Annotated in this window: 20 protein-coding genes; 7 read left to right on the top strand and 13 right to left on the bottom strand. The window is 67.9% G+C overall.

The window, feature by feature from the left end:
* Positions 1 to 14 precede the first annotated feature (14 nt).
* The 4 genes from G1H10_RS09460 to G1H10_RS09445 form a co-directional block, all read right to left on the bottom strand.
* Positions 15 to 1,220, bottom strand: coding sequence for an ABC transporter permease (locus G1H10_RS09460; RefSeq protein WP_163736010.1), 1,206 nt, complete (start codon positions 1,218 to 1,220; stop codon positions 15 to 17).
* A complete protein-coding gene (locus G1H10_RS09455) occupies positions 1,217 to 1,888 on the bottom strand; it encodes an ABC transporter ATP-binding protein (protein ID WP_163736299.1) in 672 nt (223 codons plus the stop codon). The genes G1H10_RS09460 and G1H10_RS09455 overlap by 4 nt, the downstream gene beginning before the upstream one ends.
* A gap of 89 nt (positions 1,889 to 1,977) precedes the next feature.
* On the bottom strand, positions 1,978 to 3,192 hold the full coding sequence (locus G1H10_RS34480) for a peptidoglycan-binding protein (protein WP_163736008.1): 1,215 nt from the start codon (positions 3,190 to 3,192) through the stop codon (positions 1,978 to 1,980).
* On the bottom strand, positions 3,189 to 3,716 hold the full coding sequence (locus tag G1H10_RS09445) for a hypothetical protein (protein WP_163736005.1): 528 nt from the start codon (positions 3,714 to 3,716) through the stop codon (positions 3,189 to 3,191). The genes G1H10_RS34480 and G1H10_RS09445 overlap by 4 nt, the downstream gene beginning before the upstream one ends.
* A 306-nt stretch (positions 3,717 to 4,022) precedes the next feature.
* On the opposite strand from G1H10_RS09445, the gene G1H10_RS09440 reads away from it, so the two are divergent.
* From G1H10_RS09440 to G1H10_RS09420, 5 genes are all read left to right on the top strand, one after another.
* Positions 4,023 to 4,856: a response regulator gene (locus tag G1H10_RS09440; protein WP_163736002.1), complete on the top strand. Its 834-nt coding sequence runs from the start codon at positions 4,023 to 4,025 to the stop codon at positions 4,854 to 4,856.
* Entirely contained in the window at positions 4,846 to 6,726 is a 1,881-nt protein-coding gene (locus G1H10_RS09435; protein ID WP_163735999.1) for a sensor histidine kinase, read from the top strand. Before G1H10_RS09440 ends, G1H10_RS09435 begins: the two co-directional genes overlap by 11 nt.
* Positions 6,727 to 6,845: 119 nt before the next feature.
* The gene (locus tag G1H10_RS09430) at positions 6,846 to 7,763 is read left to right on the top strand and encodes a phytanoyl-CoA dioxygenase family protein (RefSeq protein WP_163735996.1); all 918 of its coding nucleotides are present in this window, start codon (positions 6,846 to 6,848) and stop codon (positions 7,761 to 7,763) included.
* A gap of 1,162 nt (positions 7,764 to 8,925) precedes the next feature.
* Positions 8,926 to 9,735 (top strand): helix-turn-helix transcriptional regulator, encoded by an 810-nt coding sequence (locus G1H10_RS09425; RefSeq protein ID WP_163735994.1) that lies wholly within the window; start codon positions 8,926 to 8,928, stop codon positions 9,733 to 9,735.
* An 87-nt stretch (positions 9,736 to 9,822) separates the two neighbouring features.
* Complete coding sequence (locus G1H10_RS09420) at positions 9,823 to 10,668, top strand: endonuclease/exonuclease/phosphatase family protein (RefSeq protein ID WP_163735991.1); 846 nt, start codon at positions 9,823 to 9,825, stop codon at positions 10,666 to 10,668.
* On the opposite strand, the gene G1H10_RS32870 is transcribed toward G1H10_RS09420, so the two are convergent.
* The 5 genes from G1H10_RS32870 to G1H10_RS09395 all read right to left on the bottom strand — a co-directional run bounded on the left by G1H10_RS32870 (position 10,596) and on the right by G1H10_RS09395 (position 18,286).
* On the bottom strand, positions 10,596 to 12,854 hold the full coding sequence (locus tag G1H10_RS32870; RefSeq protein WP_163735988.1) for an ABC transporter ATP-binding protein: 2,259 nt from the start codon (positions 12,852 to 12,854) through the stop codon (positions 10,596 to 10,598). The two genes, G1H10_RS09420 and G1H10_RS32870, sit on opposite strands and share 73 nt — an antisense overlap.
* A gap of 14 nt (positions 12,855 to 12,868) precedes the next feature.
* Positions 12,869 to 14,098 carry an ABC transporter permease gene (locus tag G1H10_RS09410; protein ID WP_163735986.1) on the bottom strand — a complete coding sequence of 410 codons (1,230 nt, stop codon included), beginning with the start codon at positions 14,096 to 14,098 and terminating at the stop codon, positions 12,869 to 12,871.
* Positions 14,095 to 15,096, bottom strand: coding sequence for an ABC transporter permease (locus G1H10_RS09405; protein ID WP_163735982.1), 1,002 nt, complete (start codon positions 15,094 to 15,096; stop codon positions 14,095 to 14,097). Before G1H10_RS09405 ends, G1H10_RS09410 begins: the two co-directional genes overlap by 4 nt.
* A 124-nt stretch (positions 15,097 to 15,220) precedes the next feature.
* On the bottom strand, positions 15,221 to 17,203 hold the full coding sequence (locus tag G1H10_RS09400; RefSeq protein ID WP_163735980.1) for an ABC transporter substrate-binding protein: 1,983 nt from the start codon (positions 17,201 to 17,203) through the stop codon (positions 15,221 to 15,223).
* Between the two features lie 297 nt (positions 17,204 to 17,500).
* Entirely contained in the window at positions 17,501 to 18,286 is a 786-nt protein-coding gene (locus tag G1H10_RS09395) for a DeoR/GlpR family DNA-binding transcription regulator (RefSeq protein ID WP_174264230.1), read from the bottom strand.
* A gap of 74 nt (positions 18,287 to 18,360) precedes the next feature.
* On the opposite strand from G1H10_RS09395, the gene G1H10_RS09390 reads away from it, so the two are divergent.
* Positions 18,361 to 19,854, top strand: a complete 1,494-nt coding sequence (locus G1H10_RS09390) for a discoidin domain-containing protein (protein WP_163735976.1) — start codon at positions 18,361 to 18,363, stop codon at positions 19,852 to 19,854.
* 183 nt (positions 19,855 to 20,037) lie between these two features.
* Positions 20,038 to 22,599 carry a polysaccharide lyase family 8 super-sandwich domain-containing protein gene (locus G1H10_RS09385; protein WP_163735972.1) on the top strand — a complete coding sequence of 854 codons (2,562 nt, stop codon included), beginning with the start codon at positions 20,038 to 20,040 and terminating at the stop codon, positions 22,597 to 22,599.
* A 60-nt stretch (positions 22,600 to 22,659) separates the two neighbouring features.
* On the opposite strand, the gene G1H10_RS09380 is transcribed toward G1H10_RS09385, so the two are convergent.
* The 4 genes from G1H10_RS09380 to G1H10_RS09365 are packed head-to-tail and all read right to left on the bottom strand — an operon-like array spanning position 22,660 to position 25,780.
* Positions 22,660 to 24,276: a polyamine aminopropyltransferase gene (locus G1H10_RS09380; RefSeq protein ID WP_163736293.1), complete on the bottom strand. Its 1,617-nt coding sequence runs from the start codon at positions 24,274 to 24,276 to the stop codon at positions 22,660 to 22,662.
* Positions 24,277 to 24,331: 55 nt separating this feature from the next.
* Positions 24,332 to 24,793: a DUF350 domain-containing protein gene (locus G1H10_RS09375; protein ID WP_216853070.1), complete on the bottom strand. Its 462-nt coding sequence runs from the start codon at positions 24,791 to 24,793 to the stop codon at positions 24,332 to 24,334.
* Between the two features lie 40 nt (positions 24,794 to 24,833).
* Positions 24,834 to 25,265 carry a DUF4247 domain-containing protein gene (locus G1H10_RS09370; RefSeq protein ID WP_163735970.1) on the bottom strand — a complete coding sequence of 144 codons (432 nt, stop codon included), beginning with the start codon at positions 25,263 to 25,265 and terminating at the stop codon, positions 24,834 to 24,836.
* Positions 25,265 to 25,780 carry a DUF2617 family protein gene (locus G1H10_RS09365; protein ID WP_163735967.1) on the bottom strand — a complete coding sequence of 172 codons (516 nt, stop codon included), beginning with the start codon at positions 25,778 to 25,780 and terminating at the stop codon, positions 25,265 to 25,267. Before G1H10_RS09365 ends, G1H10_RS09370 begins: the two co-directional genes overlap by 1 nt.
* Between the last annotated feature and the right edge of the window lie 7 nt (positions 25,781 to 25,787).

Genomic DNA, 25,787 nt, shown 5'->3' with positions numbered 1-25,787 from the left:
GCGCCGGCCCGATGTCACGCCGTGGCCAGGGCGGCGGTGGGTGGCATGCGCGCCGCGCGAGCGGCGGGGAACGCCCCCGCGAGCGCACCGACGATGACCGTCGCTCCGGCGACACCGCCCAACACCCACGCCGGGAGGGCGAACGGCCAATCGCGGCCGGCGGCGAAGACGGCCGTCGCCACGGCACCGAGTCCGGCACCGCCGACCCCGCCGAGCGCCGCGAGAAGCACGGACTCGCCGAGGAACTGCCGCCGGATGTGGGCCCGGGTGGCGCCCAACGCCCGGCGCAGGCCGATCTCGGAGCGACGCTCCAGCACGGCCATCACCATCGTGTTGGCCACGCTGATCCCTCCGACCAGGAGCGCGACACCGCCGAGGGCCAGCAGGAGCGCGGTCAATGTGTCGTCGGCGGCCGCCTGTGCGGCGAGCGTGTCCGACGGCCGGCTGACCGCCACCTCGCCGGGGTCCTGGGGATTGACGGTGGCCGGGAGCAGTGCACGCACGTCCTCGACGGCCGACTCGTCGGACCGTTCGTAGATCGTGGTGGGCGAGCCGTCGAAGCCGAGCCTCTCCTCCGCGACCTCCCACCCGATCAATGCGGACATGTCCAGCGCCGGAGCAAGCATGACGGGTTCCAGCACGCCGACGACGGTGAACCACTCCCCGCCGAGCCAGACGCTGACGCTTCCGTCCGTCTCCGAGATGCCCAGTAACTCCGCGGCGGACGCGCCGAGCACGACCGCCGGGTACTCAGCCAGCGCTCCGTCGAGCCAACGGCCGGACGCCACCTCACCACTGACGGTGCCGAGCAGGTCGAGGCGTGCCGCGCTGACCGCGATGGAATTGGTCTGACCCTCATCGATGGCCTCGTTGCGGTACACGTACGCCTCTGAGACAGTGCCGACCGCACTGACGGTGTTCACCGACTCGATCCGGCTGACCATGTCGACGCTCTCCTCGGGGAGCTTGGCCGCCTCGCCGCTGAACGAGGTCCCCGGCGCAACCGTGAGCAGGTCGGTGCCCAGCTCTCGCAGCTGTTGGTTGACCTGCTCCCGGCTGCTCGCCGAGATGCCGATCACGGCCACCATGGCCGCGATCCCGACGGCGATGCCCAGCGCGGACAGCACCGCGCGGAGCGGGCGAGAGCGCAGACCCGAGAACGCCAGGCGGACGGTGTCGCGCGGTCTGAGCCGCGACGGTGCCGGCGCCGCGGATGTCATCTGCCCACCGTCCGTTCGTCGGACTCGATCTTTCCGTCGAGAATGTGCACTTGACGGGGTAGCTCGGCCGCCACGGCATGGTCATGGGTGATCACCACGATCGTCGTGCCGTCATCGTGCAGTTCATGCAGCAGCTTGAGCACGGCGGCACCGGATGTCGAGTCCAGCGCTCCAGTGGGTTCGTCCGCCAGTAAGAACGACGGCTTGCCCGCCAGCGCCCGTGCCACGGCGACACGTTGCCGCTGCCCACCGGAGAGCTCGTTGGGCTTGTGGTGCACCCGGTCAGCCAGCCCCACATGCTCGAGGAACGTGCGTGCCCGTGCTCTCCGCCGGCGCAGCGGCAGTCCGGTGTAGAGCAGGCCGTCAGCGACGTTGTCCAGCGCGGTCACGCCAGGAGAGAGGAAGAACTGCTGGAAGACGAAACCGATCCGCCGTGCCCTGAGGGCGGACAGCTGCCGGTCGGACATGGTCGAGAGGTCGTGACCGTCGATCCGCACCACGCCTGAATCGGCGCGGTCCAGCGTCCCGAGGATGTTCAGCAGGGTCGACTTGCCGGACCCGGATGGTCCCACGATGCCGACCATTTCCCCGGTCTCGATCCGCAGGCTGACGCCGCCCAACGCGTACACAGGAGGACTCCCCGGGTAGACACGCGTGACGTTGTCCATCAGCACCACCGGTTCGCGGGTCGTCGCGGCCGCACCGCGTCGTGCTGCGTCCGTCCGGCTCAGTGCCGTGGCGAGGGAAGCGCTGGCCGTCATCGTGCAGCCACCCCCACGACGGTCCCTTCCTCGAGGCCGTCACCGGATACCTCGACCCGGCCGTCGGCGAACAGACCGGTCTCGACCGGCACCACCGAGGTGGTGCCGTCCTCGGCCACGACCTCCAACCCGTGACCGCCCTCGGACAGGGCCAGCAGCGCGTTGACGGGTACCGCCAAGACGTCCTCACGCTGGTCGATCTGGATCGTCACGTCGACCGGCGAGCCCAGCAGGGCCTCGTCGACGTTCTCGTTCAGCAGGACGTCGATCTCGGTGATGGCGGCGTCGGCGCCCGTCTGGTCCCCACCATCGCCGCCGCCGGACCCGGCCGGGACCACGGCGGCCGAGCTGACAGTCCCCTGGACCTGGTCGCCACCCGGCAGGTCGATCGTGACCTCGGTACCGATCTCGAACAGGTCGCGGTCGGCGACGTCGACTTCGAGGCGAGCGACCTGATCCTGGCCGGTGATGTCCAGGATCGGAGTACCGGCGTTCACTGCCTGGCCGGAGGTGACGTGGACGGCCTCCACGCGACCCTTCTCCGGGATGAACACCACCGCGGTCGCCGGCACAGCTCCGGTCTCTTCGACCCCGATGTCCTGTTGCCACTGAAGGACCGCCTGCTCCGTGTACCAGTCGTACTCGTCGTCGACGGGAAAGTCGTCTCCATAGCCGCCGTCGTAGCCGAGCTTGGAGAGGTTCCGCTCCAGCTGCTCGACGTCGACACCGACGTCGCCGGAGGCAAGGTCGCGATACATGGGGATGTCGCCATACATGACGGTCACCGGCTCCTCGTTGATGCTGTACAGTTCGGTGCCGCGTGTGACCTCGGCGCCTTGTTCGGTCACCCGGGTGACGACGGAGGCTCGCGGATCCGCCCCGCCGCCATCGGTCGTGCCATCCGAGCCGCCCGTTGTGCCGGCCGAACCCGAACCGCCGGAGGCGCCCGAGGCGTCCAGCAGAGCGGACACCGTGAATGGATCACCGTGTCCGAGGGTGCCTTCCCAGGTCTCGGTCTCGGACAGCGAGCTCCGGGTCACCTCCGCGGTGGCGGCCGGGCCGGTGGCGACGTCTGCTGTGTCGTCCGGCGCCTGCCGGTCGTGGTACCACCAGGCGCCCCCGGCGGCAGCGCCGAGCAGGACGACGCCGAATGTCAGCCACAGCACTCGGTGGCGCGTGCGACGAGGGTCGTCGAGCACGTCGTCGATCACCGAGGTCCTCCCATCCTGATCGGGGCGCCGTTGAGCTCTGATTGACAGGTGGCCATCGCGTCCTGGAACTCTGCGGAGTTGGGATCGGCGCCCTCGGGCATGCTCAGCGATCCGTCCGGGTTCGGGTCGGCCATGTCGATACCTTCGGCGCGCAAGCATTCGACGAAGTTCTGGATGTTCTCCAGGTCTTCCTGACTCGCCTCAGGCGGTTCGCCGCCCATGGGCGCGAGGTCCTTGCACGCTTCGTGGGCCGCTTCTGTCTCGGGCGTGACCTGGAGCTGCATGCCTTGGTCGTTCAGGTCGGGATCTTCGACGTCGACGCCCTGCTCCCGCAGGCATTCGTAGTAGTCCAGCTCCTGCTGTTGCTGGGGTGTGAGGTCGGAGGTGTCCTCACTGCTGCTTCCGGCCACGCCGTCGCCGCCCGCGGCCGTCTCTTCGTCATCGCCGCCGCAGGCGGTGAATACGGTGAGCGCCAAGGCGAGCGCGGGTATGGCCATGGATAGGTTTCGCACGGTGCGTCGCACGGGTGTTCCTCCCCTGGTGTCGTTCTGTGGGATGGCGGTCGCTGCCATGGGCTGGCCGACCTCGGTACGCGCCACAGCGTGCAGACACGGTGATCAGGAACCGGCTAGAACCAGGTGAGCCCGTGGTTTTCTTGGGGAATCCTCAGCCACAGCCGGGCGGGGCGCTGACGGCGGGGCGGAGCGCCGACGCCGGGGCCGAGCGCCGACGGCCGCGCAGACCGACCCGGAGTGTCAGGTTCCGGCTAGATCCCGGTCAGATCGCGGTTCTCTTGGGGAATCCTCAGCAAGGGGCAGCACACTCTCGATATGGCCGCGCGCATTCTCATCGCCGAAGACGACCGCAAACAGGCGGACTTCGTCCGCCGATTCTTGGAGCGTGAGGGGCACATCGCGTCGGTGGTCTACGACGGACGTGCCGCCATCGACGAGGCGCTCCGGCTCCGCCCGGACCTCATGGTCTTGGACCTGATGCTGCCGCAGGTGGCGGGGATGGACGTCTGCCGAGTACTCCGGTCCGAGCAGGACATCCCGATCATCATGCTCACGGCGCGGGCGAGCGAGGAAGACCTGCTGACCGGGCTGGCACTCGGCGCCGACGACTACATCACCAAGCCCTACAGCCCGCTGGAACTGGTGGCGCGGATCCGTACCGTGCTGCGTCGCGTCGCTCGAGCTGCCCCGGCCGAACCGGACGTGTACACCGTCGGTGGGCTGGTGATCGACATGGTCCGCCACGAGGTCCGCATGAACGGAGAGAGGCTCGAGACCACGCCGGCAGAGTTCAACATCCTGGCGTGCATGGCGGCCTCCCCGGGGCGAGCGTTCACCCGGCAGCTGCTGTTGGAACACATTTCCGACATGGGCAAGGAGACGACGGCGCGCACGGTCGACTTCCACATGATGAATCTCCGGCGGAAAATCGAGACGGTTCCGACGCGTCCGCGCTATCTCCTCACCGTCTACGGTGTCGGCTACAAGCTCGCCGAGGTCGCCGACGAACCTTCCGAAGCGGAACGCGGCGACGGCGGAGCGCTGGCGGGCGCACACCCTGACGCCGCCCCGTCCGACGTCGCATCGTCCGACGTCGCGTCGTCAGACCGTGCGCGGCCGCCTGCGCGGACGTCACACCATGCGCCGTAGCCTGCTGGTGCGGCTGGTGGCGGTGTCCCTGAGTGTGGCGGCACTCGCCGTCGTCGCGACCGCGCTTCTGGCCACGTACGGAACCGGCACACGCTTGCGGGAGGAGCTGGAGAGCGGTGATTCGCTGCTGGAGACGGACAGCGACATCCGCGCCGCGCTTCTGGGCTATGCCGGCAACAACGACAGCTGGGACGGCGTGGAGCCCCTGGTCCGCGAGCTCGCACAGGAGACGGGTCGCCGGATCGCATTGACGACGCCGGATGGGGAGACCATCGCGGACTCGGCCGACCTGTTGGGGCAGGGCGGCACCGAGTTACCGTCCACACCGGCGGCGGCGATCGACGTGGTCGCCGACGCGCGGGGGCCGACCACCCCTGCGGACATGTCCGAAACGGCGCCGACCGGGACCCGGTCCGCGCTGACCTGGCAGCTGAGCAATGACAACGGCGTCTCGTACCACGGTTGGCAGATGTCTGACGAGGAGCTCGCGCAACGTGATCGTCTCATCGACGATGCCGAGGCATGCCTGGATCGCGGCGGCCTCGACGCCACGATCCAGGCCGCGGACGGGCCGGGCGGGGGTGTGCGAGGCTTGTTCGTCGCCGCAGCCGGGGAGATACCCGCGGGGACCGGCCAGCTGTGGGCGTCGCCGGAGGTGCAGGCGTGCGTGCCGGACGAGTTGTATGCGCCGAGCGAGGTGGCACGGGAGATCAACGACACATCCGTCGATCTGACGTTGGCATGCCTGGACGATGCCGGGCTCGACCACCAGGTCTCCGAGGACTCGTACGGCATGCGCATCGTGGAGCCCGTCGCCGACGGCGAGAAGCCGCAAGCGTGGCGGAACTGCGCGGAGACGGCGCAGAGCGAGGCGATGCAGCCGTACGTCGCGCCGCCGGCGCAGCTGTACCTGGGAACCAGCGACCGGTTTGATCCGTTCGCGCCCGACGCCTGGTGGCGCACCGCCATGACCGTCGCCGTCGTGCTGCTCGTGGCGGCCGTCGCCACCGTGCTGGCGGGGCGCCGGCTGGTCAGGCCGATTCTCGCGCTGACCGGGGCCGCCCAACGGATGGCACAGGGTGATCGCTCCGTGCGGGTTCCTGTCTCCGGGCGCGACGAGGTCGCGCGGCTGGCGGACGGATTCAACGGGATGGCCGAGTCGATCGCGCGCAGTGAGCGGCAGCGCAAGGCGCTGGTCAGCGATGTCGCGCACGAGCTTCGGACGCCGCTGGCCAACGTGCGGACCCATCTGGAGGCGGTCGACGTGGGCCTGGCGCCGCTGGACGACAGCCTGGTCGAGTCGTTGCGGGAAGAGTCCGCTGTGCTTGAGCGGCTCGTGTCGGATCTGCAGGATCTGGCGCTCGCCGACGCCGGGATGTTGCGGATCCATCCCGAGGAACGGGACGCCGGAGACATAGCGGCGCAGGCCGTGGCGGGTCATCGAGCACAGGCCGAGGCCTCCGGGGTAGAGCTGCGCCTTGATGTGGCGGGACAGGTGCCGGTGTTCGCCGACCCGGTGCGGCTGCGACAGGCTCTGGGCAATTTGGTGTCCAACGCCGTGATGCACACGCCGGCCGGTGGCACGGTGGAGGTGGCGGTCAATGGACGGGCGGATGACGTGGTGCTCACGGTGTCGGATACCGGCGACGGGATCGATCCGCAACACCTGCCGCATCTGTTCGACCGGTTCTATCGGGCCGACCCGTCGCGGAGCCGGGCGACGGGCGGCAGCGGACTCGGGCTCGCGATCACCAAGCACCTGGTCGAGGCGCACGGAGGGAGCGTAGACGTGGCGAGCGAACCGGGTGATGGATCGGCGTTCACGATCAGGCTTCCGCAGGTGCGGATGTCCGATATGAACACGAGCTGAGAAGGAATGGCAATCGGCCAGAAAGTACATGCTTGAGCCAGCACTGCCATGTCCATCTGCTGATTGTTGCCTTACGTTCGAGCCAGAAGGGACATCATCGTCGAATGTGGAGGCGGCAGATGACTGAGTCGGAGTCGGTGGGCCGTACGCCCGTGGCGTCCGCCGGATCGCTGCAGGCGCGGGACGTGCGATTGGACGCGGCGCACCTCGGCGAGCTTCGCCGGACGGATCCAGAGGCCGGCGTCGAGGACCTGCACCGCAGGCTGGACGAGGACGGCTACCTGTATCTGCCGGCATTTCACGATCCCGACGACGTTCGGGCGGTCCGTGCCGACGTCGGCGGACGGTTCGCCGCGGGCGGGCTGCTGGATTCCAGCGCTCTCCCGGACCGTCTGGTGGCGACGGAAGCGCTACCACAACCGTCGGTGCGGGCCGATATCGCCCGAGCGAGTGCGCCGTTGACGGAGCTGCTCTACCGAGGCCGCACACTCGCCCTGCACGAGGCGATGTTCGGTGAGCCGGTGGCGCACCTCGACTACACATGGCTGCGCGTGGTCCCGCCCGGACCGGGGACCAAGCCGCACGGCGACGGGGTCTTCATGAACCGGGGATCGCAGCGGTTGCGCACGACGTGGACGCCGCTCTCGGATGCGGGGTTCGACGTCGGTGGTCTGATCATTCTTGAAGGGAGCCACCACCTGCCGGAGATCACCGACGACTATGGCCGGCGCGACGTGGACAGCTACTGCGAGAACAAGGGCGAGGCCCCTGGCGCTTGGGATGGCTCGATATCCCACGACCCCGCCGCGCTGCGCGAACGCTTGGGCGGCCGGTGGCTGACGGCGGACTTCCGCGCCGGGGACATCATCGTCTTCGGGATGTTCACCGTGCATGGAAGCCTGGACAACACCTCTGACCAGGTGCGGATGTCCACGGATTCGCGGTATCAGCCCGCGGCGGACCCGGCCGACGAGCGGTGGATCGGGCCGGAGCCGATCGCGCACGGTCCGGACGCGAAGAAGGGGATCATCTGCTGAGCGGCGCAGGCCGGTTGCGGGCGGCAAGCCGCCGCGCGGGCGTGGCGGCATCCCATCGTCCGCGGTAGCGACGCGATATTGAAATGGGCGGCGGCGGATCTGTCCCCGCTCAGCGTCCACAGCATGGCGTGGTGCCCATCTTTGCCGCACGACAGACTACACAGTCTGCTGCCAACCCGTTCACCGTCGCACGACCGACCACACGGTCTGGCGGAACAGCGGCCCCGTTTCACACGACTCCTCCCACAACCGACCCGTGTATGTGGTCGTGGGAGTACCGGCCGGTCCAGGCGGGGTTGTGAGCGTGGTCGTGTGAAGCGAGACCGCTGGATGCCGGTCTCCTGTGGCGGTGTGGGTTGTCGTGCGCACTCTGACCGCATATAGCGGCAAGGCGCACCACGGCTCGGCGCACGACGCCGCGAACCGGCCAGAACCTACACAGCAGGTCACACGGCACCAATGGCAGGGCGATGGGACTCGAACAACGACGATCGTCCAACACGCCGACCACACCGCACGGACCGGACGGCCGCAGCTGGCGGTTGGCCGTCCGGACCCGGTGCGATGGCCCGAAGCGGGTGTGGTGATCCGAACCCGCTGAGATGAGCTGAGCCCGGTGTGATGGCCCGAGCCTGGTGTGATGGCCCGAAGCGGGTGTGATGATCCGAACTCGGTGAGGTGATCCGAATCCGGTGAGGTGATCCGAACCGACGGTGGCGCACAACCCGACGCTTGCGACCGGTCGGCCGGCACAGAGTTCCCGCGCTTCAGCCGCTGACCTGCGCCGACATCAGGGCGACCGCCGGAGAGCGCAGATAGATCGATGGTTGCTCAACCCTCGAGGTCGGCGATCGCACAGCCACATGTAGGTCGGCTGGACGGGGTACGGCAGCAGACACGCGAAAGCCCCGGCTCCCGATCTAGGCGATCCAGACCTGAGATGCTCGAGCCGACCCTGCGGGGGTCACGACCTCGTGGCAGAACACAGCTGCAAAGCTGTCTCCAGCATAGACACACGGATAGCGGGCGGAACGGACCCACGGGACCGAACGACCGCGGCGCGCCAGGGCGGCGCGCGGCTGGTCCCGAGCGGCGATGTCCGCAAAGGAGGGAATCACTGCTGAGCGCCCTCGATGCTTCCGACCTCACTGGCGTTCGCCTGGTGCGTGGGGCGACGGCCGATGCGTCGCTCGGGCGGGTGCTGTTCGCCGGCGCGATCCCTGACGGCGCCGGCCTCGGCGGTCCGCGCACGCTGGACGTCTACGCGTTCGTGTTCTTGGTCAGCGGTGAGGGGCGGTACCGCGACGCGCGAGGTACCCAGCGTCGATTGACGGCCGGTAGCACGATCACCGTCTTTCCCGGGCTGGAGCACAACTATGGTCCGGAACCGGGGGAGCGCTGGACCGAGCGCTATGTCCTCTTCGACGGCCCGTTGCCCCGCTTGTTGGAGAAACAGGGTGTGCTGGACCGTTCCCGGCCGGTCGGGATGCTCCGCCCGGTGGACACCTGGCTGCCCGCGATGGAAGCGATCACGGACCCGGTCCCCGGTGGCACCCGCTCGGCATTCCTCGAGTTGTCGCGGCTGCAGACGCTGCTGGCCGCGGCGAGCCTGGAGGCGGACGTGCCATCCGCGTCGTCGTGGTTCCACGACGCATGCCTGCTGCTGGCACGCGAACCAGGGCTGGATCTGCACGGCGTCGCGGCATCGATCGGCATGCCGTACGAGCGGTTCCGCAAGCGTTTCACGGCGATCGCCGGCGAGTCTCCCGGCCGCTGGCGCATGCGGCGTCGCATGGACGAGGCGGCACGGCTACTCCAACAGGGAGGGTGGACGATCCGTGAGATCGCACGACACCTGGGATTCTCCGACGAGTTCGCCTTCTCCCGGCGGTTCAAGGACGTCTTCGGCGTCCCGCCGTCGACCTTCCGCGCGAGCCTGCCTCAGGTCCGCGCCTCGCCGGAACCGGACTGACGCGCCTTCTCAGCCGTAGCCGCATGCCGATCGCCACGCGGGGAACGTCGACCCCATGCTCAATCGGGGCCGGAGGGATGGTGCGCAGTGGACCGGATACGGCTGGCGACGCTGAACTGGTGGAGCCGACACGGTGATTGGCCGCGACGACGAGAGGTGCTTCGGGACGGGTTCGATGCCCTGGCGCCAGACCTCGTCGCGCTGCAGGAGTCGGTGGTCACCGATGACTATGACCAGGTTGTCGACGTCTTCGGCGACCGGTACCACGTCGTGCACCAGAAGCGGCGCCACGCCGACGGCACCGGATGCTCGATCGTCAGTCGATGGCCGCCGGTGAACACCTGGGAACTCGACCTGTGCGTGACGGCCCGGGTCGATCCCGGCGACTTCGTGGGATGCGCGACGGCGATCGAGGTGGAGACGCCGCTCGGGCCCCTGCTGTTCGTGAACCACAAGCCCAGCTGGCGTGTGCACCTCGAACGCGAACGCGAGCTGCAGGCGGTGACCACGGCCAGGTTCATCGAAGACCTCGCCGGAGATCGCGGTCTGCACGTCGTCGTCGCCGGCGACATGGACGCCAGACCGGAGACATCGAGCATGAGGTTCTGGACCGGACGCCAGTCTCTCGACGGCTTGAGCGTCGCGTATCAGGACGCGTGGGAATTCGCCCACCCCGGGGAAGGCGGCGAGACGTTCACGCCGGACAACCCCTTGATCGATGCTGAGAGCACCTGGTCCAGAATCCCGGCCCGGCGGATCGACTACATCCTCGTCAGATGCGACGAGCGAGGACCCACCCTGCCGATCGGCTCATGCGAGCGCACGTTCGACGAGCCGGTGGACGGGATCTGGGCCAGCGATCACTTCGGCGTCGTCGTGACCGTGCTCGCGCCGTCCGCGACGCCCCGGAGGGTGAGTTCCTCGGCGAAGTGACACGCGACGGTGGTGCCGTCGCCGACGTCGCGCAGCTGCGGCTGCTCCTCGGCACAGACCGGCTTCGCGTACCGGCACCGCGGATGGAAGTAACATCCGCTGGGCGGATCTGACGGATCCGCGACGTCGCCGGAGAGCACGATCCGTTCCCTGCGGTCACGCGTCCGAGGATCCGGTTTCGGCACCGCGGACAGCAGCGCTTCGGTGTAGGGATGCCGGGGGCGTGCGTAGAGAGTGGCGGTGTCGGCCAGCTCGACGATCTTGCCGACGTACATGACCGCGACGCGGTCGCAGAGGTATTCGACGACGGACAGGTCGTGGGAGATGAACAGGTAGGTCAGCTGATGCTCGGCCTGCAGGTCCTGGAGCAGGTTGAGGATCTGCGCCCGGACCGACACGTCCAGCGCGGAGACGGCCTCGTCGGCGACGACCAGACGCGGGTCCAGGCTCAGCGCGCGAGCGATGCCGACCCGCTGGCGCTCGCCGCCGGAGAACGCGTGCGGATATCGGCTCATGTACTCCGGCCGCAGCCCGACATCGCGCAGCAGCTCGCCGACCCGGTCCTCCAGTTCGCTTCCGGAGGCGACGCCGTGTGCGCGTAGCGGCTCGCCGATGATGTCTCGCAGCGTCATCCGTGGATTCAACGACGAATGCGGATCCTGGAAGATCATCCGCACCGCCCGGCGGTACGGCTTGAGCTCCGGCCCGGCCAACTGTGCCAGGTCGACGGCGGGCGAGCCGTTCTCCCGGTACAGGATGCGGCCGCCGGTCGGGTCGTGCGATCGGACGATGCAGCGGCCGGTGGATGTCTTTCCGCACCCGGATTCGCCGACCAGCCCGAGCGTCTCGCCCTCCGAGATGGCGAAGGTCAAACCGTCGACGGCGCGCACGTGACCTGTGGTGCGGCGCAGAAAACCCGTGCGGATCGGGAAGTGCAACCGCAGATCCTCGACGTCGAGCAAGGTCGACCGCGCATCGCCGTCGGGCGTGGAGCCGCCTGCGGCATCCGGGACGACGGTCGGCCGCGGCTCGGTCGCGAGGTCCCGGCTCGCATCCTCGGTCTCCGCTGCGCCGACGGTGCCGCCGTTCGAGGAGATCAGCTCCGGATCGTGCAACAGGCAGCGCACCTCTCGGTGCTCGCCGAGCGTGGTCGGCGGCGGCAGGATCCTATCGCAGACGCCGGGCATCATCTCGTCGCAGCGGTTGTGGAAGGGGCATCCGCCGGGACGGTTATAGGGGTCGGGCACCATGCCGCGGATCGTGTCCAGCTTCTCGCGTGCCCGGGCGGCGGCGCCGACCTTCGGGATGGAATGGAGCAACGCCCGCGTGTACGGATGCTGTGGATCGCGGAACACCGACTCGACGTCTCCGCGCTCGGCGACCGTCCCCAGGTACATGACGGCCACGTCGTCCGCCATCTCCGCGACCACACCGAGGTCATGGGTGATGAACATGATCGCCATGCCGTAGTCGGACTGCAGCTCCCGCATCAGCTCCAGGATCTGGGCTTGGGTGGTGACGTCGAGTGCGGTGGTCGGCTCGTCGGCGATCAGCAGCGTGGGGTTGCAGACCAGGGCCATCGCGATCATCGCGCGCTGCCGCAACCCTCCGCTGAGCTGGAAGGGGTGCGAGTCGAACCGCTGCTCGGGCCGCGGGACGCCGACCCGGCGTAGCACCTCGATCGCCCGTTCTTTCGCCTCCTTCTTGGAGACGTTCTCGTGCAGGTGGATGACCTCCACGATCTGGTTTCCGATGGTGTGCACCGGGCTGAGCGACGTCATCGGCTCTTGGAAGATCATCGCGATGTCGCGCCCCCGGATGGCGCGCATCGCTGCGCTCTTCGGGCTGAGCTTGGCGAGATCGACGATCCGTTCCTGTCCGTGCTGTGCGGCGTCCGGCCGGCCGTCGTCGTTGCGCGGCGTCTGACGGAACAGCAGCTCACCGCCGACCACGCGGCCGGGCCGGTCGACGATCTGCAGGATCGATCGCGCCGTGACGCTCTTGCCGCACCCGCTCTCGCCGACGACGCAGAGCGTCTTGCCCCGGCGGATCTCGAAGCCGGCGCCATCCACCGCCTTGACCAGGCCCTGATCAAGAGGGAAATGCGTCTGCAGGTTGCGCACGGACAGCAGGACGTCGGCGGCGAGCTCAGGCGTCGCCGGCGTCTGAACGGTCTCTGTCGCCATGTGGTGCGCCTCCATCATCGGTTGTAGGGGTCTGCGGCGTCGCGCAGGCCGTCGCCCACGAAGTTCAGCGCGAGCACGGTGGTGATCACCGCGAGGCCGGGCACGACCAGGACCCACGGGGTGTGCGCGATGGAGGGGATGTTCTGGGCCTCCCGGAGCAACACGCCCCAGCTGACCGTAGGCTCCTGCAGCCCCAGCCCGAGGAAGCTGAGCGCCGTCTCGGCCAGGATCATGGCGGGGATCGCCAACGTGACGGCCGCGATGATGTGGCTGGTGAACGACGGCATCATGTGCCGGAAGATGACGCGGCGTTTGCTGACGCCGTCAAGCACCGCCGCGGTCACGAAGTCCTCTTCGCGCAACGAGAAGAACCGGCCGCGCACCACGCGCGCGAGAGTCGTCCAGCCGATGATCGAGAGGATGACCGTGATCCCGAAGTACACCTGTATCTGCGACCACGATCGCGGGAGCGCGGCGGTCAGCGCCATCCACAACGGGATCTCCGGCACCGATCGGACGAACTCGATCGTGCGCTGCACCGCGGAGTCGATCCAGCCGCCGAAATACCCTGAGACGCCGCCGAGTACGACGCCGAGCACGAGCGCCAATGTGACCCCGACAAGACCGACCGACATCGAGATCCGGGTGCCGTAGATGACCCGGCTCAGGATGTCACGACCCATCCGGTCCGCGCCCACCAGATACATCGGGGCGTCCGGGTCCTTCGGCCCGAACAGGTGGATGTCGGTGGTGAACAGTCCGAACAGCGTGTACTCGTGCCCGCGCACGAAGAAGCCGACCGGATGGATCTGCTCCTCGTCGGTGACGTAGGTGCGCCGCCAGGTCTCCTCGTCCTCTTCGTAGGCGTAGCCCTTGACGTGCGGGTTGAATCGGGTGCCGTCGTCGGTCTCCTCGAACAGGTGGATGCGTTGGGGCGGCGCATGTTGGTACGCGCCGTTGTGGTCGGACGGGTGGAACGGCGCGAGGAATTCGGCGAAGATCACCATGAGGTAGATCACGATCAGGAAGATCGCGCCGGCCATCGCGAGCTTGTGCTTGCGGAACCGCCACCACATGAGCCGCCACTGGGAGGCCGTGTAGACCGAGGGGCCCTTCTTCCGACCGCCCGATCCGGTGTTGTCCACGGCAGGCTCCGCACCGGTTGCACCGGTCGCAGCGGTCCCGCCGGTGGCCGGCTGTTCCGGCTCCGGGCCGGTCAACGGGGGCGAATCGACGTGCGTCATCGGCTTCCCGCCTTCTCGTACTGGATCCGCGGATCCAACCACGCCAGCAGGATGTCGGAGAGTAGCGTCCCGATCAGCGTGAGAACTCCCAGCATGAGGATGAAGCTGCCGGCCAGGTACATGTCCTGGCTCTCCAGCGACCGGAGCAGCAGCGGCCCCGTGGTGGGCAGGTTGAGCACCACGGAGACGATGATCTCGCCCGAGACCAGCGTCGGCAGAGTCCAGCCGACGGTGCTGATGAACGGGTTCAGCGCCAGCCGCACCGGATACTTCGCGATCAGCCGCCACTCCTGCATCCCCTTGGCCCGCGCCGTCGTCGTGTATGGACGATGCAACTCGTCCAGGAGGTTGGCCCGCATGACCCGGATCGTGCTCGCCGCTCCGGCGGTTGCGATCACCACCACTGGGATCCACATGTGCTGGAAGAGGTCGACGGCCTTACCGATGCTCCACGGCGCGCTCTCATACTCCGGCGAGAACAGCCCGCCGACGCTCTGCCCGAAGTACCGGAACGAGATCCACATCAGCACCAGCGCGAGCAGGAAGTTCGGTGTCGCCAGACCGATGAACCCCACGAACGTCCAGAAGTAGTCGCCGACCGAGTACTGCCGCACCGCCGTGTAGGTTCCGATCAGGAACGCGACGAACCAGGTGAACAACGTCGAGACGATGGCCAGCAGCATGGTGAGGGTGAGCCGGTCCCAGATCAGGCTGGACACTGGCCGGTTCCACTCGAAGGACTGCCCGAAGTCGCCGCAGCAGACGATGTTCGAGATCCAGTACCAGTACTGGACGTAGAAGGGCTGATCGAGGCCGTAACGCTGTTCCAACGCCTCCAGCGTCTCTTGCGCGACCTCGGCGTTCTGGGCGCTCATACCGGCGGCATACGTGCTGAGGAAGTCGCCCGGTGGCAGCTGGATGATGAAGAACGACGCCAGCGAGATCAGGAACAGCGTCGGGATCATCATCAGCACCCTGCGAGCGATGTATGTGAGCATCTACACGTCTCTCAGCTCGGGGACAGTGGATGATGAGGTGGCGTGCGGCGGCCGGCCGCCGGCACCGGCCCGTGCGACGGTCGCGACGGGACGGCACCGGCGGAATCTCCGGCCGCGGGGCTGGTCACTCTCGGATGAAGTACTGGATCGTGTTGGTCGGGCCCGGCGTCGGCCAGGACGTGGAGTTGTACATCTGATCCGGCACGTTGTGCATCCGGTCGGTCACCACGCCGATGCCCTGCGGTGGCGTGCTGATGCCGATCGAGTAGAACTCCTCCTTCAAGATCTCCAGCAGCTCGCGCATCAGCTCGATCTGCTCATCCTGGTCGACCGTCGCCTTGATCTGGTCGTAGAGCTCCATCTGGCGACGCGGACCTTCCGCCGGCTCCTCCGCATTCGGGCTGTCCGGGTCCATATACCAATCGCCCCAGGCCGAGGCGAAGTCGGCGGCGGACGTGGACGGGAAGTACCAGTGGGTCTGCATGAACGGGACCAGGCCGCCGCTTCCGGTCCACACGGTCGCCTCGTGTTCGCCGTTCTGCCGGACCACCTCGGTGTGCAGCGAGCGGCTCATGCCGTTCAGCTCGACCTGGACGCCGACCTCTTCCCAGTAGCCCTCGATCAGCTCCAGGGCGTCCGACCAGTCGTCGTTGACGTCGCTGGCGTAGTCGATGGTGATCGAGATGGGTTCGCCGTCCGGGCCGATCCGTCGTCCCTGATCGTCCGTCTCGTAGCCGGCGTCGTCGAGGTACTGGTTGGCGAGGTCGACGTCGTACTCGGTGTACTGCTTGGCCAGCTCCTCGTCGTAGAACAGCTCCGTCGACGGGGACATCTGGTAGGGCTCACCTTGGCCGAAGTAGACCAGTTCGATGATCTCCTCACGGTTGATGGCGTGCGAGAGCCCGATGCGGAAGTCCTTGTTCCGGAAGATCTCCCGCTTCGTCTCGTCCGGTGTGGTCTGGTTGAGGTGGATGGCCATGGTGTTCATATGGTCCGGCTCGGTGGTGATCGTCCGGTAGCCACCCTGCTCGGCGTTGTCCATGATCAGCGCCCGGTCGGCGGGACCTCCGACGCCGCGCTGGAAGTCCAGTTCGCCGTTCATGGCTTGGAGCTTGATCAGCTCGGCGTCTTCGACCAGATCGACGACGTGACGGTCGATGTACGGCAGCTGGTTGCCCTCCGGATCGACCTTCCAGTAGTAGGGGTTGCGCTCGAAGATCACCTGGGTGTTCTCCCCGAACGGTTGAGTGACCTGCCATGCGTAGATCACGGGGAGGTCCGGATTGCGCATCGGATCCGAGCGGTCGACGAACAGGTCGACCCAGTTGCCCATGCCCGACTCGGCGACCAGTTCATCGAGGTTGTCGTCGTTGTAGTCCGGGTGGAACTGTTCCAGATAGTGGCGGGGAAGCGAGGTCAACCGCTGAGTGGCCCACTCGGCGATGCCTTGGAGGAAGAGACCGTGCGGCTGGCTGAAGGTGAACGTCACGGTGTAGTCGTCCACCGCCTCGACCTCCGGCGGGCCGCCACTGACCAGGTGAGTCGGTGCCGCGACGTCTGTCGCACCGGTCAGCTGGTCGTTGAAGTAGTAGTCCTCCACGGCGAAGACGATGTCGTCGGCGGTGAAGAGCTCGCCGTCGGACCAACGGATGCCCTCCCGGAGGTGGAAAGTGAACTCGGTACCGTCGTCATTGACGTCCACGGAGGTGGCGATGTTGGGCGTGGTCTCGCTGCCGCCCTCCCACTCGGGTGTCCAGTTGAACAGCCGCTCATAACCGATGTGCCGGCGTTCCGTGACTTCGAGCTCGGTGACTTCCGACTCGGCGCGCCGCCAGGTGCCGCCGTAGACGCCGATCTCGTCGACCACGTCGACGACCAGCGGTTCTTCGGGCAGCCGCTCCTCGAGCGGGGGAAGCTCACCGGCCTCGACCATCTCGGCGAGTTCGGGTGCCTCGTTCTGGCCTTCGGCGATGGCGTTGTCTGGTTCGTCGTCCGGAAGGCCGGAACTGTCGGATGAGCCGGGGCTGCACGCGGCGGCCAGCAGCGCGATTGCCGAGGCCAGAGCCGTGGCGCCGAGGCGGCGGCGGGAGAGCTGCGGGGTCGTCATGGTCATGCTCCTTGCCTGATCCATGGGAGAGCTGTGTGGGTGCACCGGACGACGTTGTCGTCATCGTGCTGATGATCATGCGAGTTGTCAATCGTTTAGTGATAATTTCACGCAAAACCGCGCATGTGGTGATCAGTGAGTGGTCGACGGACGACCGGTACGTTAAACCTGGATGAACCGCAGCGGGGCCCGGTGAGGTCACAGGTCGGTGCGGCGGCGGCGCACGTTCGTGCTCGTCGCGGAGGTAGCGAGTGCGACACGCGCGCAGCCCGCGGGCATGCGCACCGACTACGCCGGTTATGCCTGGATGACCTCGACACCCGCGTTGATGAACTGGGTGACGGCGGCCGCATCCGCGCCGCTGTCGGTGACGAGCAGGTCGATGTCGGTGACCGGCAGCACCGTCGTGAACGCGCGCTGGTTGATCTTGCTGCTGTCGGCGGGGACGATCACCCGCTCGGCCCGCTCGGCCAGCTGGGCGTTGATGCCCGCTTCGCCCTCGTCGAACACCATGGCGCCGCGGTCCGGGTCGATGGCGTTGACGCCGATGACCGCCGTATCGATCGAGATGACGTCGAGCACGCGGCTGGCCAGCGAGCCCACCAGCTCGTACGAGCGATGACGGGCCACCCCGCCGACCACGACCACCTTGATGTGCGGCCGGACCACCAGCTCACTGGCGATGTTCAGGGCGTTGGTGACCACCGTGACGCCCTCGGCGGGGCCGTCCAGATGGAACCGCTCATCCAGCGCGATCGCCCGTGCCACCTGGGTGAGTGTGGTGCCGCCGTTCAGACCGACCACCGAGCCTGGCCGCAGCTGTTCGACCACCTTCTGCGCGATGCGCTCCTTCTCCGAGGCATGCTGGCTGGCCTTGTAACGCAACGGCAGATCATAGGAGACGTTCGCGGTCACCGCCCCGCCGCGGGTGCGGGCCAGCAGCTGCTGTTTGGCCAGGTGATCGAAGTCGCGCCGGACCGTCGCGTGGGAGACGTCGAGCTCTTCCACGGCTTCGTCGACACTGAGCGAGCCTCGTTCGGCCAGCAGCTGGAGCATCGCGGTCAGACGTTCGTGGCGGATCATATCGATCAGTATTGTGCATGCTGCGATCATCCGCGACCGCGGGATCGGATCACCCTTGAGACGATGGAGGCTTCATGCCTGACGGGACCGTGCTCGACGTGATGGTCTTCAATATCTGGCACGGCGGCAACCTCGACAAGTTCTGGGACGGCAGCGCGTTCAACACCGTCCATCCGCACGGCTTCGAGGAGCAGAACAAGCGGGAGCTGCTGGACTTCCTCGCCGTCGAGCGCCCGGATCTGCTGCTCATGGTGGAGACCTACGGGCTCGGAGAGCGGATCGAGGCAGCGCTCAATCGGCACCAGGAGGACGGCCGGGTCTTCCGCGGTGTCCCGATCACCCGCGAACCCGGCCAGCTGCCGAACCGGGACAACCTGTGGCTGTTCACCTGGTTGCCGGTCGAGGAGGTGTATCCGGTGGTCAGCGAGGCGCCGGTGACGTCGTTCCACTTCGGCGGTGCCCGGCTCGGTCTGCCTGGGGGTGGTCATGTGCATGCGTTCACCGCGTGGATATCGCACCTCGACGATGCCTGGGGACCGGTGAACCAGGCGGTGATGGAGTCCGCGCTGGGCCTGGAGCGGTCCCGGTCGGCGGCGGGTCTCGTCGCCAGCGACGAGACCCGGCGGCTGGAGATGGCCAAGGTGATCCTCGACGATCGGCTGCCGAGATTCGCCGCCGACGGCGCGCCGGTGCTGGTCGGTGGGGACCTCAACACGCAGACGCACCTGGACTGGAGTCCGGAGTACGCGGACGCACCCAGACATGAGGGCGTGGTGCTGGATTGGCCTGTGTCCAGGATGTTCGCCGAAGCGGGATTCATCGACACCTTCCGGGTCGCCCATCCCGACGTCGCGACGTACCCGGGACGGACGTGGACGGCCGGGCATTCCTTCATGTATGCGCCGATGCGCCTCGATTACCTGCTGGCCCGGGGCGACGTCGAGGTGCTGGCCTCGTCGACGCGGTCCCGACGGATCCCCGAGCACCACGGGAGCGATCTCGACGAGCTGTACCCGTTCTACTCCGACCACGGTGCCGTCGTCTCCAGGCTGCGTTTCCCAGGCGACCTGCCCGGATACGCACCGGCCCGCCCGGCGGTGGACGAGCAGCCGATCACCGAGTGGCCGGCTGTCCCGGCACCGCCCGACGGCCGTGTGGTGCCGGCTGCCGAGATGTCCGCGGCGGCGTCCAGTAGTGAACCCGGCCGCGCCGCCGCGCTCGCGGTGGACGGCGAGGCACGCACATCCTGGCATTCACGCGTCGCGCCGGCCCCGCCGGAGCCGTTCCCGCACCATCTCACCGTCGACATGGGTGGCGAGCGGACGCTGGTGGCCGTGCGTTACCAGCCGCCGATCGACACCTACGACGGCATCGTCACGCGGTACACCTACGCCGTCAGCGCCGACGGGGAGACATACGAGCCGATCGCCTCGGGACGGTGGGACCGCGATTCGCTGCCGAAGGACGTGCTCCTGGACGGGGTCCGGGCCAGATACCTGCGGTTGACGGCCCACGCCGGCGTCGCCGGGACCGCCGCCGTCGCCGAACTGATCCCCTATACGCGGTGACGACGCACGCTCGGTCCGTCGTCCGCTCCATCGCTCAAGCGGGGGTCGCACGAGGGACGGGGAAGGGATCGGGGGACATCGCCGTCAACCTGCGTGTATGGCATCGGGTCTTGTCAGGGGCCCCGGTGGTTGCTTGAATCACCCACATTGGTCTATACCTCCGTCCCTCCTGGGGAGGCCGTGGTGCCGCAGATCTCCCGTCGTCAAGCCCTGTCCCTCATCCCCGCCGCAAGCCTGCTCGTCGGCGCCGGCCGTTGGGAAGCGGTTGCCCGCCCCGGCGCGGCAGCAGCCGATGCCGCTACCGACCATTCCCGGCTCTTGCGCAACACCATCGAGATCTTCGCCGGTGACGCCGGATCGAACGTCCGGCCCGAGGTGGCCGGCAAGCTCGCCGCCGTGGCACGGACCGCGCGCAGTCGTCTGAGCGCCATGGACGACGCGGGCGACGGTGAGCTCTTCGCCGGGCAGCCGCTGGGCGCCAGCGACGTGGCGCTCCGAAACTCCTACCAGTACCTGTACGAGATCGCACTGGCCACGGCCACCGAAGGCGCGGACTCCGAACTGGCCGGGGACGTCGACGTGCAGCGCCGCGTCGCCGACGGGCTGGTGTGGCTGCACGAGAACTACTACGGCGATCAGAGCCAGGGCTACTACGGCAACTGGTACAACTGGGAGATCGGCATCTCCACCCACGTCAGCAAGACCCTTGCCCTGCTCGCCGACGTGGTGCGCGACTACCGACCCGATCTGATCCCGACCTACGTCGCGTCCATGGACGCCTACCTGCGCGAGGGCGAGAACGGCGACGTCGACCTTGACTCCCGTTTCCACACCGGCGCCAACCTCGCCGACATCACCGCCAACCGGGTGATCCAGGGTGCCCTGCTCGGCGACGACGCTCGCATCGGCAAGGCGATCAGCGACCAGTCGACGGTGTTCGCCACCATCGATCCGTACAACCTCCGGCACGGCGTGACAGACGGCTACTACCAGGACGGCTCCTTCATCCAGCACCATTCGGTGGCTTACACCGGTTCGTACGGGAAGGCGCTGCTCACCAGGGTGGTGCAGTCGGTCAAGATGCTGGACGGGACGTCCTACGCCAGCGGAGGAGACCTCGTCGACGTGGTGCGCGGATGGGTGGTGAACGGGTTCGCGCCGCTGATCTTCGAAGGCTGGATGATGGAGATCGTCAAGGGCCGAGCGGTGTCGCGCACCACCACCGGCTACACCGACGTCGGCATCATCGTGGAAGCGATCGTCGACCTTGCGGATTACCTCGATGGCGACGACGCGCGGGCGCTCCAGGGATACGTCAAGTTCATCCGGTCCACGTCTCGGGCCACGCTGAACCCGGACGGGTTCGTCTCCCCAGTCACCATCGCGAAATACGCCGACGTCCTCGCCGACGACTCGATCCCGGCCGCCGACGTGAACCCGCCCGAACGCAGCGTCGCCTTCAACGCCATGGACAAGACCGTTCACCTCCGGCCGGGCTTCGCGTTCGCGCTGGCCCGGAGCTCCGACCGGATCAGCAAGTATGAGTACATGAACGGCGAGAACCTCATGCCGTGGTTCCAGGCCGACGGCGCGCATTATCTGTACCTGTCCGGCCAGGATCAGACGAAGGCGTTCGGGGTCGACTTCTATACCGTGGTGTCGCCGTATCGGCTTCCCGGTGTGACGGCGCCGGTCGAGGAGCGGCTGACCGTCCCCGAGCTGTACGGCGGATTCTGGTACGAGAATCCAGAGCATCCGCTCGGGTTCACCTCGTCCTCGGAATCGCAGAACACGTACGTCTATTTCCCGCGCGGTACCAACCGGCATTCGGGTGGCGCCGTTCTGGGCGCCTACGGTGCCACCGGCATGGTCCAATCCGACGACGTGCCGTACGTCGACAAACAGGCCGGTGTCCTGCCCGAGGACTTCGTCGCCTACCAGAACGCCCGGTCGACGAAGTCGTGGTTCATGCTCGACGACGAGGTGGTGGTGCTCGCCGCCGGCATCGACGGGCAGGGCGGCCGCGACGCGGTGACCACGCTTGACAGCCGCATCGCCGATGTCTCCGACGAGCTCTCCGTGGTCGGCGCATCGCGTGACGGCAGGGAGTGGTCCGGCACCGGCACGGCGGACGTGGCCTGGCTGCGCTATGCGAACAGCACCGAGGGTGTCGCGGTGGGTTACGTCATGCTCGACGCCGCACGCGTGAACGTCGACCTCGAACAGGTGACGCGTAGTCGCCGCGTCGTCCGGGCGTCCAATCCCGACACTCAGGTGACCAAGAACGTCTTCGGCGTGTCCGTGTTCCACCCGGCCGGTGACGGACCGGCGACGCTCGCATACGCGCTGGTGCCCGATGCCGACGAGGCTCAATTGCGGGCGTACCCGGACGGAGGTCTCAGCGTGCTGGCCAACAACCCGCGGGTGCAGGCGATCAAGCACACCGGTCTCGGCCTCATCGCGGCCAACGTCTTCGGCGACGGCTGGCAGGCCGCCGGCCACGTGGCGGTGCACGGCCCGGCATCGGTGCTGGTGCGACAGGACGGCGACGAGACCACGGTGGCGGTGTCCGATCCGACCATGAACCGCGCCGACATCTCCGTCGTGGTGCGTGGCAGACCGATGACGCTGGTCTCTGCCGACGACGGTGTGGAGCTGCGGCCGGCTCACGGAGGTATCCGGCTGAACGTCCGTACCCACCAGGCGTACGGCCGTACCTTCACCGCGCGTCTGCGGGCCCGGTAGCGCCTATCGGCACCCGGTGGTCCCGGCGGACGCCGGACACGGCGGTGGTGGATCTCAGCGCTACGAGGTCTGCCACTCGCTGCGGGCGTAGTCCAGGATCACCGGGTCGAGCAACGTCGAGATCTCGACGTCGGTCACCACCTTGTCCGGCGGTATGACGGAGGCGGCCTCAAGCACGTCCGGAGACAGATAACGCAGGTCAGGTGCGTCGTCCGGCACACTCAACTCCGGTACGGCGCCGGACGGCCGTGCCAGGGTGAAACCCCAGTCCCCGAAGCTCGGCACGGACGCCATATACGGCGCGACACCGAACCCCGCGGCGACGATGGTCTCCCGGATGCAGGCGAACGACGTGGGCGCGAAGAACGGCGAACCGGACTGCACCACCATCCGGCCATCGGACGCGACCAGGTCGTGGAGCATCCCGTAGAACTCCAGCGAGTACACCTTCGAGGTTGCCGTGGCATCGGGATCGGGCATGTCCACGATCACGACGTCGTACGGTTCGGCCGCGGCGTCGACCTGAGCCCGCGCCCAGCTGAACGCGTCGTCGGCCAGGGCCTGCACGCGCGGGTCGGCGAGAGCGTCGTCGTTCAGCTCGCGCAGACTGTCGTGGTCACGGGCCAGCGTCAGTACCGCCGGATCGAGCTCCACCAAGGTCACCTCGTCGACATCCGGGTAGCGCAACACCTCGCGCAGCGCAAGGCCGTCGCCGCCGCCCAGGATCAGCACCCGCTCGCGAGGCCCCGACATCGCCGGGTGCACGAGCGATTCGTGGTAGCGGTACTCGTCCGGGGACGCGAACTGCAGATCGCCGTTGAGGAACATCCGGAAGTCGTCGACCCCGGAGATCCGGTGTCGCTCGGTGAGCACGATCTCCTGGTATTCGGACCGCTCGGCGTGCGTGATGGGGTCCCGGAAGAGCCGCTGCCGGGCGTCGAGCTCGATCTCCTCAGCCTGCCACAGCACCGTGAGCAGCACTACCGCGACGGCCGCCACGAGCGTGCCGATCAGTGCCCAGGCCCGCTTGGTCAACGATCGCCTGAACAGCCACAGCACCACGACCGTCCCGGCCACAAGGTTCAGCCCGGCGGTCGCGATCGTCCCCTCCACCAAGCCGAGAGCCGGAAGCAGAATGAACGGGAACGCCAGGCCACCGGCCAGTGCGCCGAGATAGTCCGCCGCGAACATGTCGGCTACCGCGCTGCCGGCGTCCTGCGCGCGGATCCGCTGCAGCAACGTCATCAGCAGCGGTATCTCCGCGCCGATCAGCGCGCCGATGATCAGGGCCAGGGTGACCATCATCGGCGTGTAGGCCTCGGTGACCGCGAAGGCGTGGTAGAGCACAAGTACCGAGATGCCGCCGACCAGGGCGAGTAACGACTCGACCGCGGCGAACGAGACCGCCGGGTACCGCTGCAGGGGCTTGGCGAGCAGCGAGCCCATCCCCATGGCGAAGACCATGACCGAGACCACGATCGACGCCTGCACGACGGTGTCGCCGATCAGGTAGCTGCCGAGCGCGATCAGCGCGAGTTCGTAGACCAGCCCGCACGCGGCGCAGATCAGCGCCGCGCCGAGGATCACCACCCGGGCGGGGCGCGATCGCGGCCCGGAGGGACGGCTCGGTCCGGCGTCCGCCTGCGGCGGGTCGCGGTCGGTCGTCGTCGGCCCGATGCTCAGCGGGGTGTCTCCCGGGTTCGTTCAGCCGGACTCGTGCACGTGCACACGGCTAGATGATCGCCAGCGCGATGATGCCGGAGACGACGATACGCAACGTGCCGACCACCCAGCTGGCCGGGTGCGGCTCGGCGTGCACCATGTCCCGGCGCATGCTGCTCGGCGTCATCAGGTCCACCACGAGGAACACGACCGTGCTGACCAGCAGGCCGATGATGCTGTACGCGATGGTGGTGATCAGTCCCTCGCCGAAATCGTCGCTGCTGGCCCAGATGGCGGCGATCACGATGATCCCCTGGGCGACGAACCCGGTGGTCACCAGGACGGAAGCGTTGTGGTTGCGCTCGGTCCAGATCAGATCGCGGAGCCTTCCGGGCGTCAGCAGGTCGACCAGGATGAAGCCCAGCAGCATCATCACCAGCCCTACGCCGCAGTACGACAGCACGACGCCGATCTCTTCCATCAGGCCGCCCGCGGTCAGGTCGCCGTCGTCGATTCCCAGGGCCGTCAACATCTGAAATCCTCTCGTGAAGTCTGAAGTCAGGGGGTCTCGTTCACTTGCCGCCGCTTCCGGAGCCTCCGCCGGAGAAGCCGCTGCGGTAGCTGCCGTTGTATGTGCCCCAGATCGGTACGATGACGGGCCCCCACCGGTCATAGCCGTCTTTGGCGTCGGTGACCTCGATCTGGGAGCCGCCGGCCGGCTCCCCTTCCACGTGCACCATCACGTCTTCGTAGCCGAGATAGTGGTCATCGAGGTCGGCATGGTCCCGGCCGGGGTCGGCTGCGGCGCGGATCGCGGAGGCGACGCGCGACGGCTCCTGATCCGTGCGGTACTGCGCGTAGGTGCCGCTCTCATTGACGAGCTCGTAATTCTCCGCCAGGTGCTCCCGTACCTTCTCCTCGCTGCTGCCGCAAGCGGTCAGCGTCAGGACAGTCGCCAGGAGAGTCACCCCGGCGACCGCGGCACGACCTCCGCGTCGTCTCATCAGCGCACCTCCGTGCTGGTCATCACGATCTGTCGGCTGTTCGGGTACACGTGCCAGGTCTCCCAGCAGGCGCCCGGCGACGCGGTCTCCGGCATGCTCAGCACGGTGACCGCGTCCGGGTGGGCCGGGAACTCGGCGAGCACCGTCCGGCCGTCGCCGCCGTCCAGCTCCGCTCGCCGTCGAAGTTCGCGAACCCGGGAGCGCAGAGCGTCCGCGGCCGGATGCTCGACGCGGGCCCGGAAGCGATACCGTAGCCCGCCGATCCGGCGCTCCGCGGCGCCGGGTAGCTCAGCTCGGCGGCCAGGCAGGCAGGCGACCGTCTCCACGAGTGAGCCGCGCGGCGTGTGCAGCAGCGCTTGGTGGGACGCACCGAGGATGCGCAGTTCGAGGGAGCCGTCGGCGGTGTCCAACGGGAGCACCGTGGCGGCAAGGGCGGATGTCGGTGGATGATCCAGCGCCCACACCAGGTCGGTGGCGGTCGTGTCGACGTACGGCACGTCCAGCGTGGCAAGCACAGGATCG

Source organism: Phytoactinopolyspora halotolerans, from assembly GCF_010550675.1.
Taxonomy (GTDB): Bacteria; Actinomycetota; Actinomycetes; order Jiangellales; family Jiangellaceae; genus Phytoactinopolyspora; species Phytoactinopolyspora halotolerans.
This window is presented reverse-complemented; position numbering and strand designations above follow the sequence as displayed.

What these genes read in the sequence shown, in the direction of transcription:
- G1H10_RS09460 (WP_163736010.1), bottom strand. Translation starts at nt 1,220, where the DNA reads ATGACATCCGCGGCGCCGGCACCGTCGCGGCTCAGACCGCGCGACACC.
- G1H10_RS09455 (WP_163736299.1), bottom strand. Translation starts at nt 1,888, where the DNA reads ATGGACAACGTCACGCGTGTCTACCCGGGGAGTCCTCCTGTGTACGCG.
- G1H10_RS09440 (WP_163736002.1), top strand. Translation starts at nt 4,023, where the DNA reads ATGGCCGCGCGCATTCTCATCGCCGAAGACGACCGCAAACAGGCGGAC.
- G1H10_RS09435 (WP_163735999.1), top strand. Translation starts at nt 4,846, where the DNA reads ATGCGCCGTAGCCTGCTGGTGCGGCTGGTGGCGGTGTCCCTGAGTGTG.
- G1H10_RS09430 (WP_163735996.1), top strand. Translation starts at nt 6,846, where the DNA reads ATGACTGAGTCGGAGTCGGTGGGCCGTACGCCCGTGGCGTCCGCCGGA.
- G1H10_RS32870 (WP_163735988.1), bottom strand. Translation starts at nt 12,854, where the DNA reads ATGGCGACAGAGACCGTTCAGACGCCGGCGACGCCTGAGCTCGCCGCC.
- G1H10_RS09410 (WP_163735986.1), bottom strand. Translation starts at nt 14,098, where the DNA reads ATGACGCACGTCGATTCGCCCCCGTTGACCGGCCCGGAGCCGGAACAG.
- G1H10_RS09405 (WP_163735982.1), bottom strand. Translation starts at nt 15,096, where the DNA reads ATGCTCACATACATCGCTCGCAGGGTGCTGATGATGATCCCGACGCTG.
- G1H10_RS09400 (WP_163735980.1), bottom strand. Translation starts at nt 17,203, where the DNA reads ATGACGACCCCGCAGCTCTCCCGCCGCCGCCTCGGCGCCACGGCTCTG.
- G1H10_RS09395 (WP_174264230.1), bottom strand. Translation starts at nt 18,286, where the DNA reads ATGATCCGCCACGAACGTCTGACCGCGATGCTCCAGCTGCTGGCCGAA.
- G1H10_RS09390 (WP_163735976.1), top strand. Translation starts at nt 18,361, where the DNA reads ATGCCTGACGGGACCGTGCTCGACGTGATGGTCTTCAATATCTGGCAC.
- G1H10_RS09375 (WP_216853070.1), bottom strand. Translation starts at nt 24,793, where the DNA reads ATGTTGACGGCCCTGGGAATCGACGACGGCGACCTGACCGCGGGCGGC.
- G1H10_RS09370 (WP_163735970.1), bottom strand. Translation starts at nt 25,265, where the DNA reads ATGAGACGACGCGGAGGTCGTGCCGCGGTCGCCGGGGTGACTCTCCTG.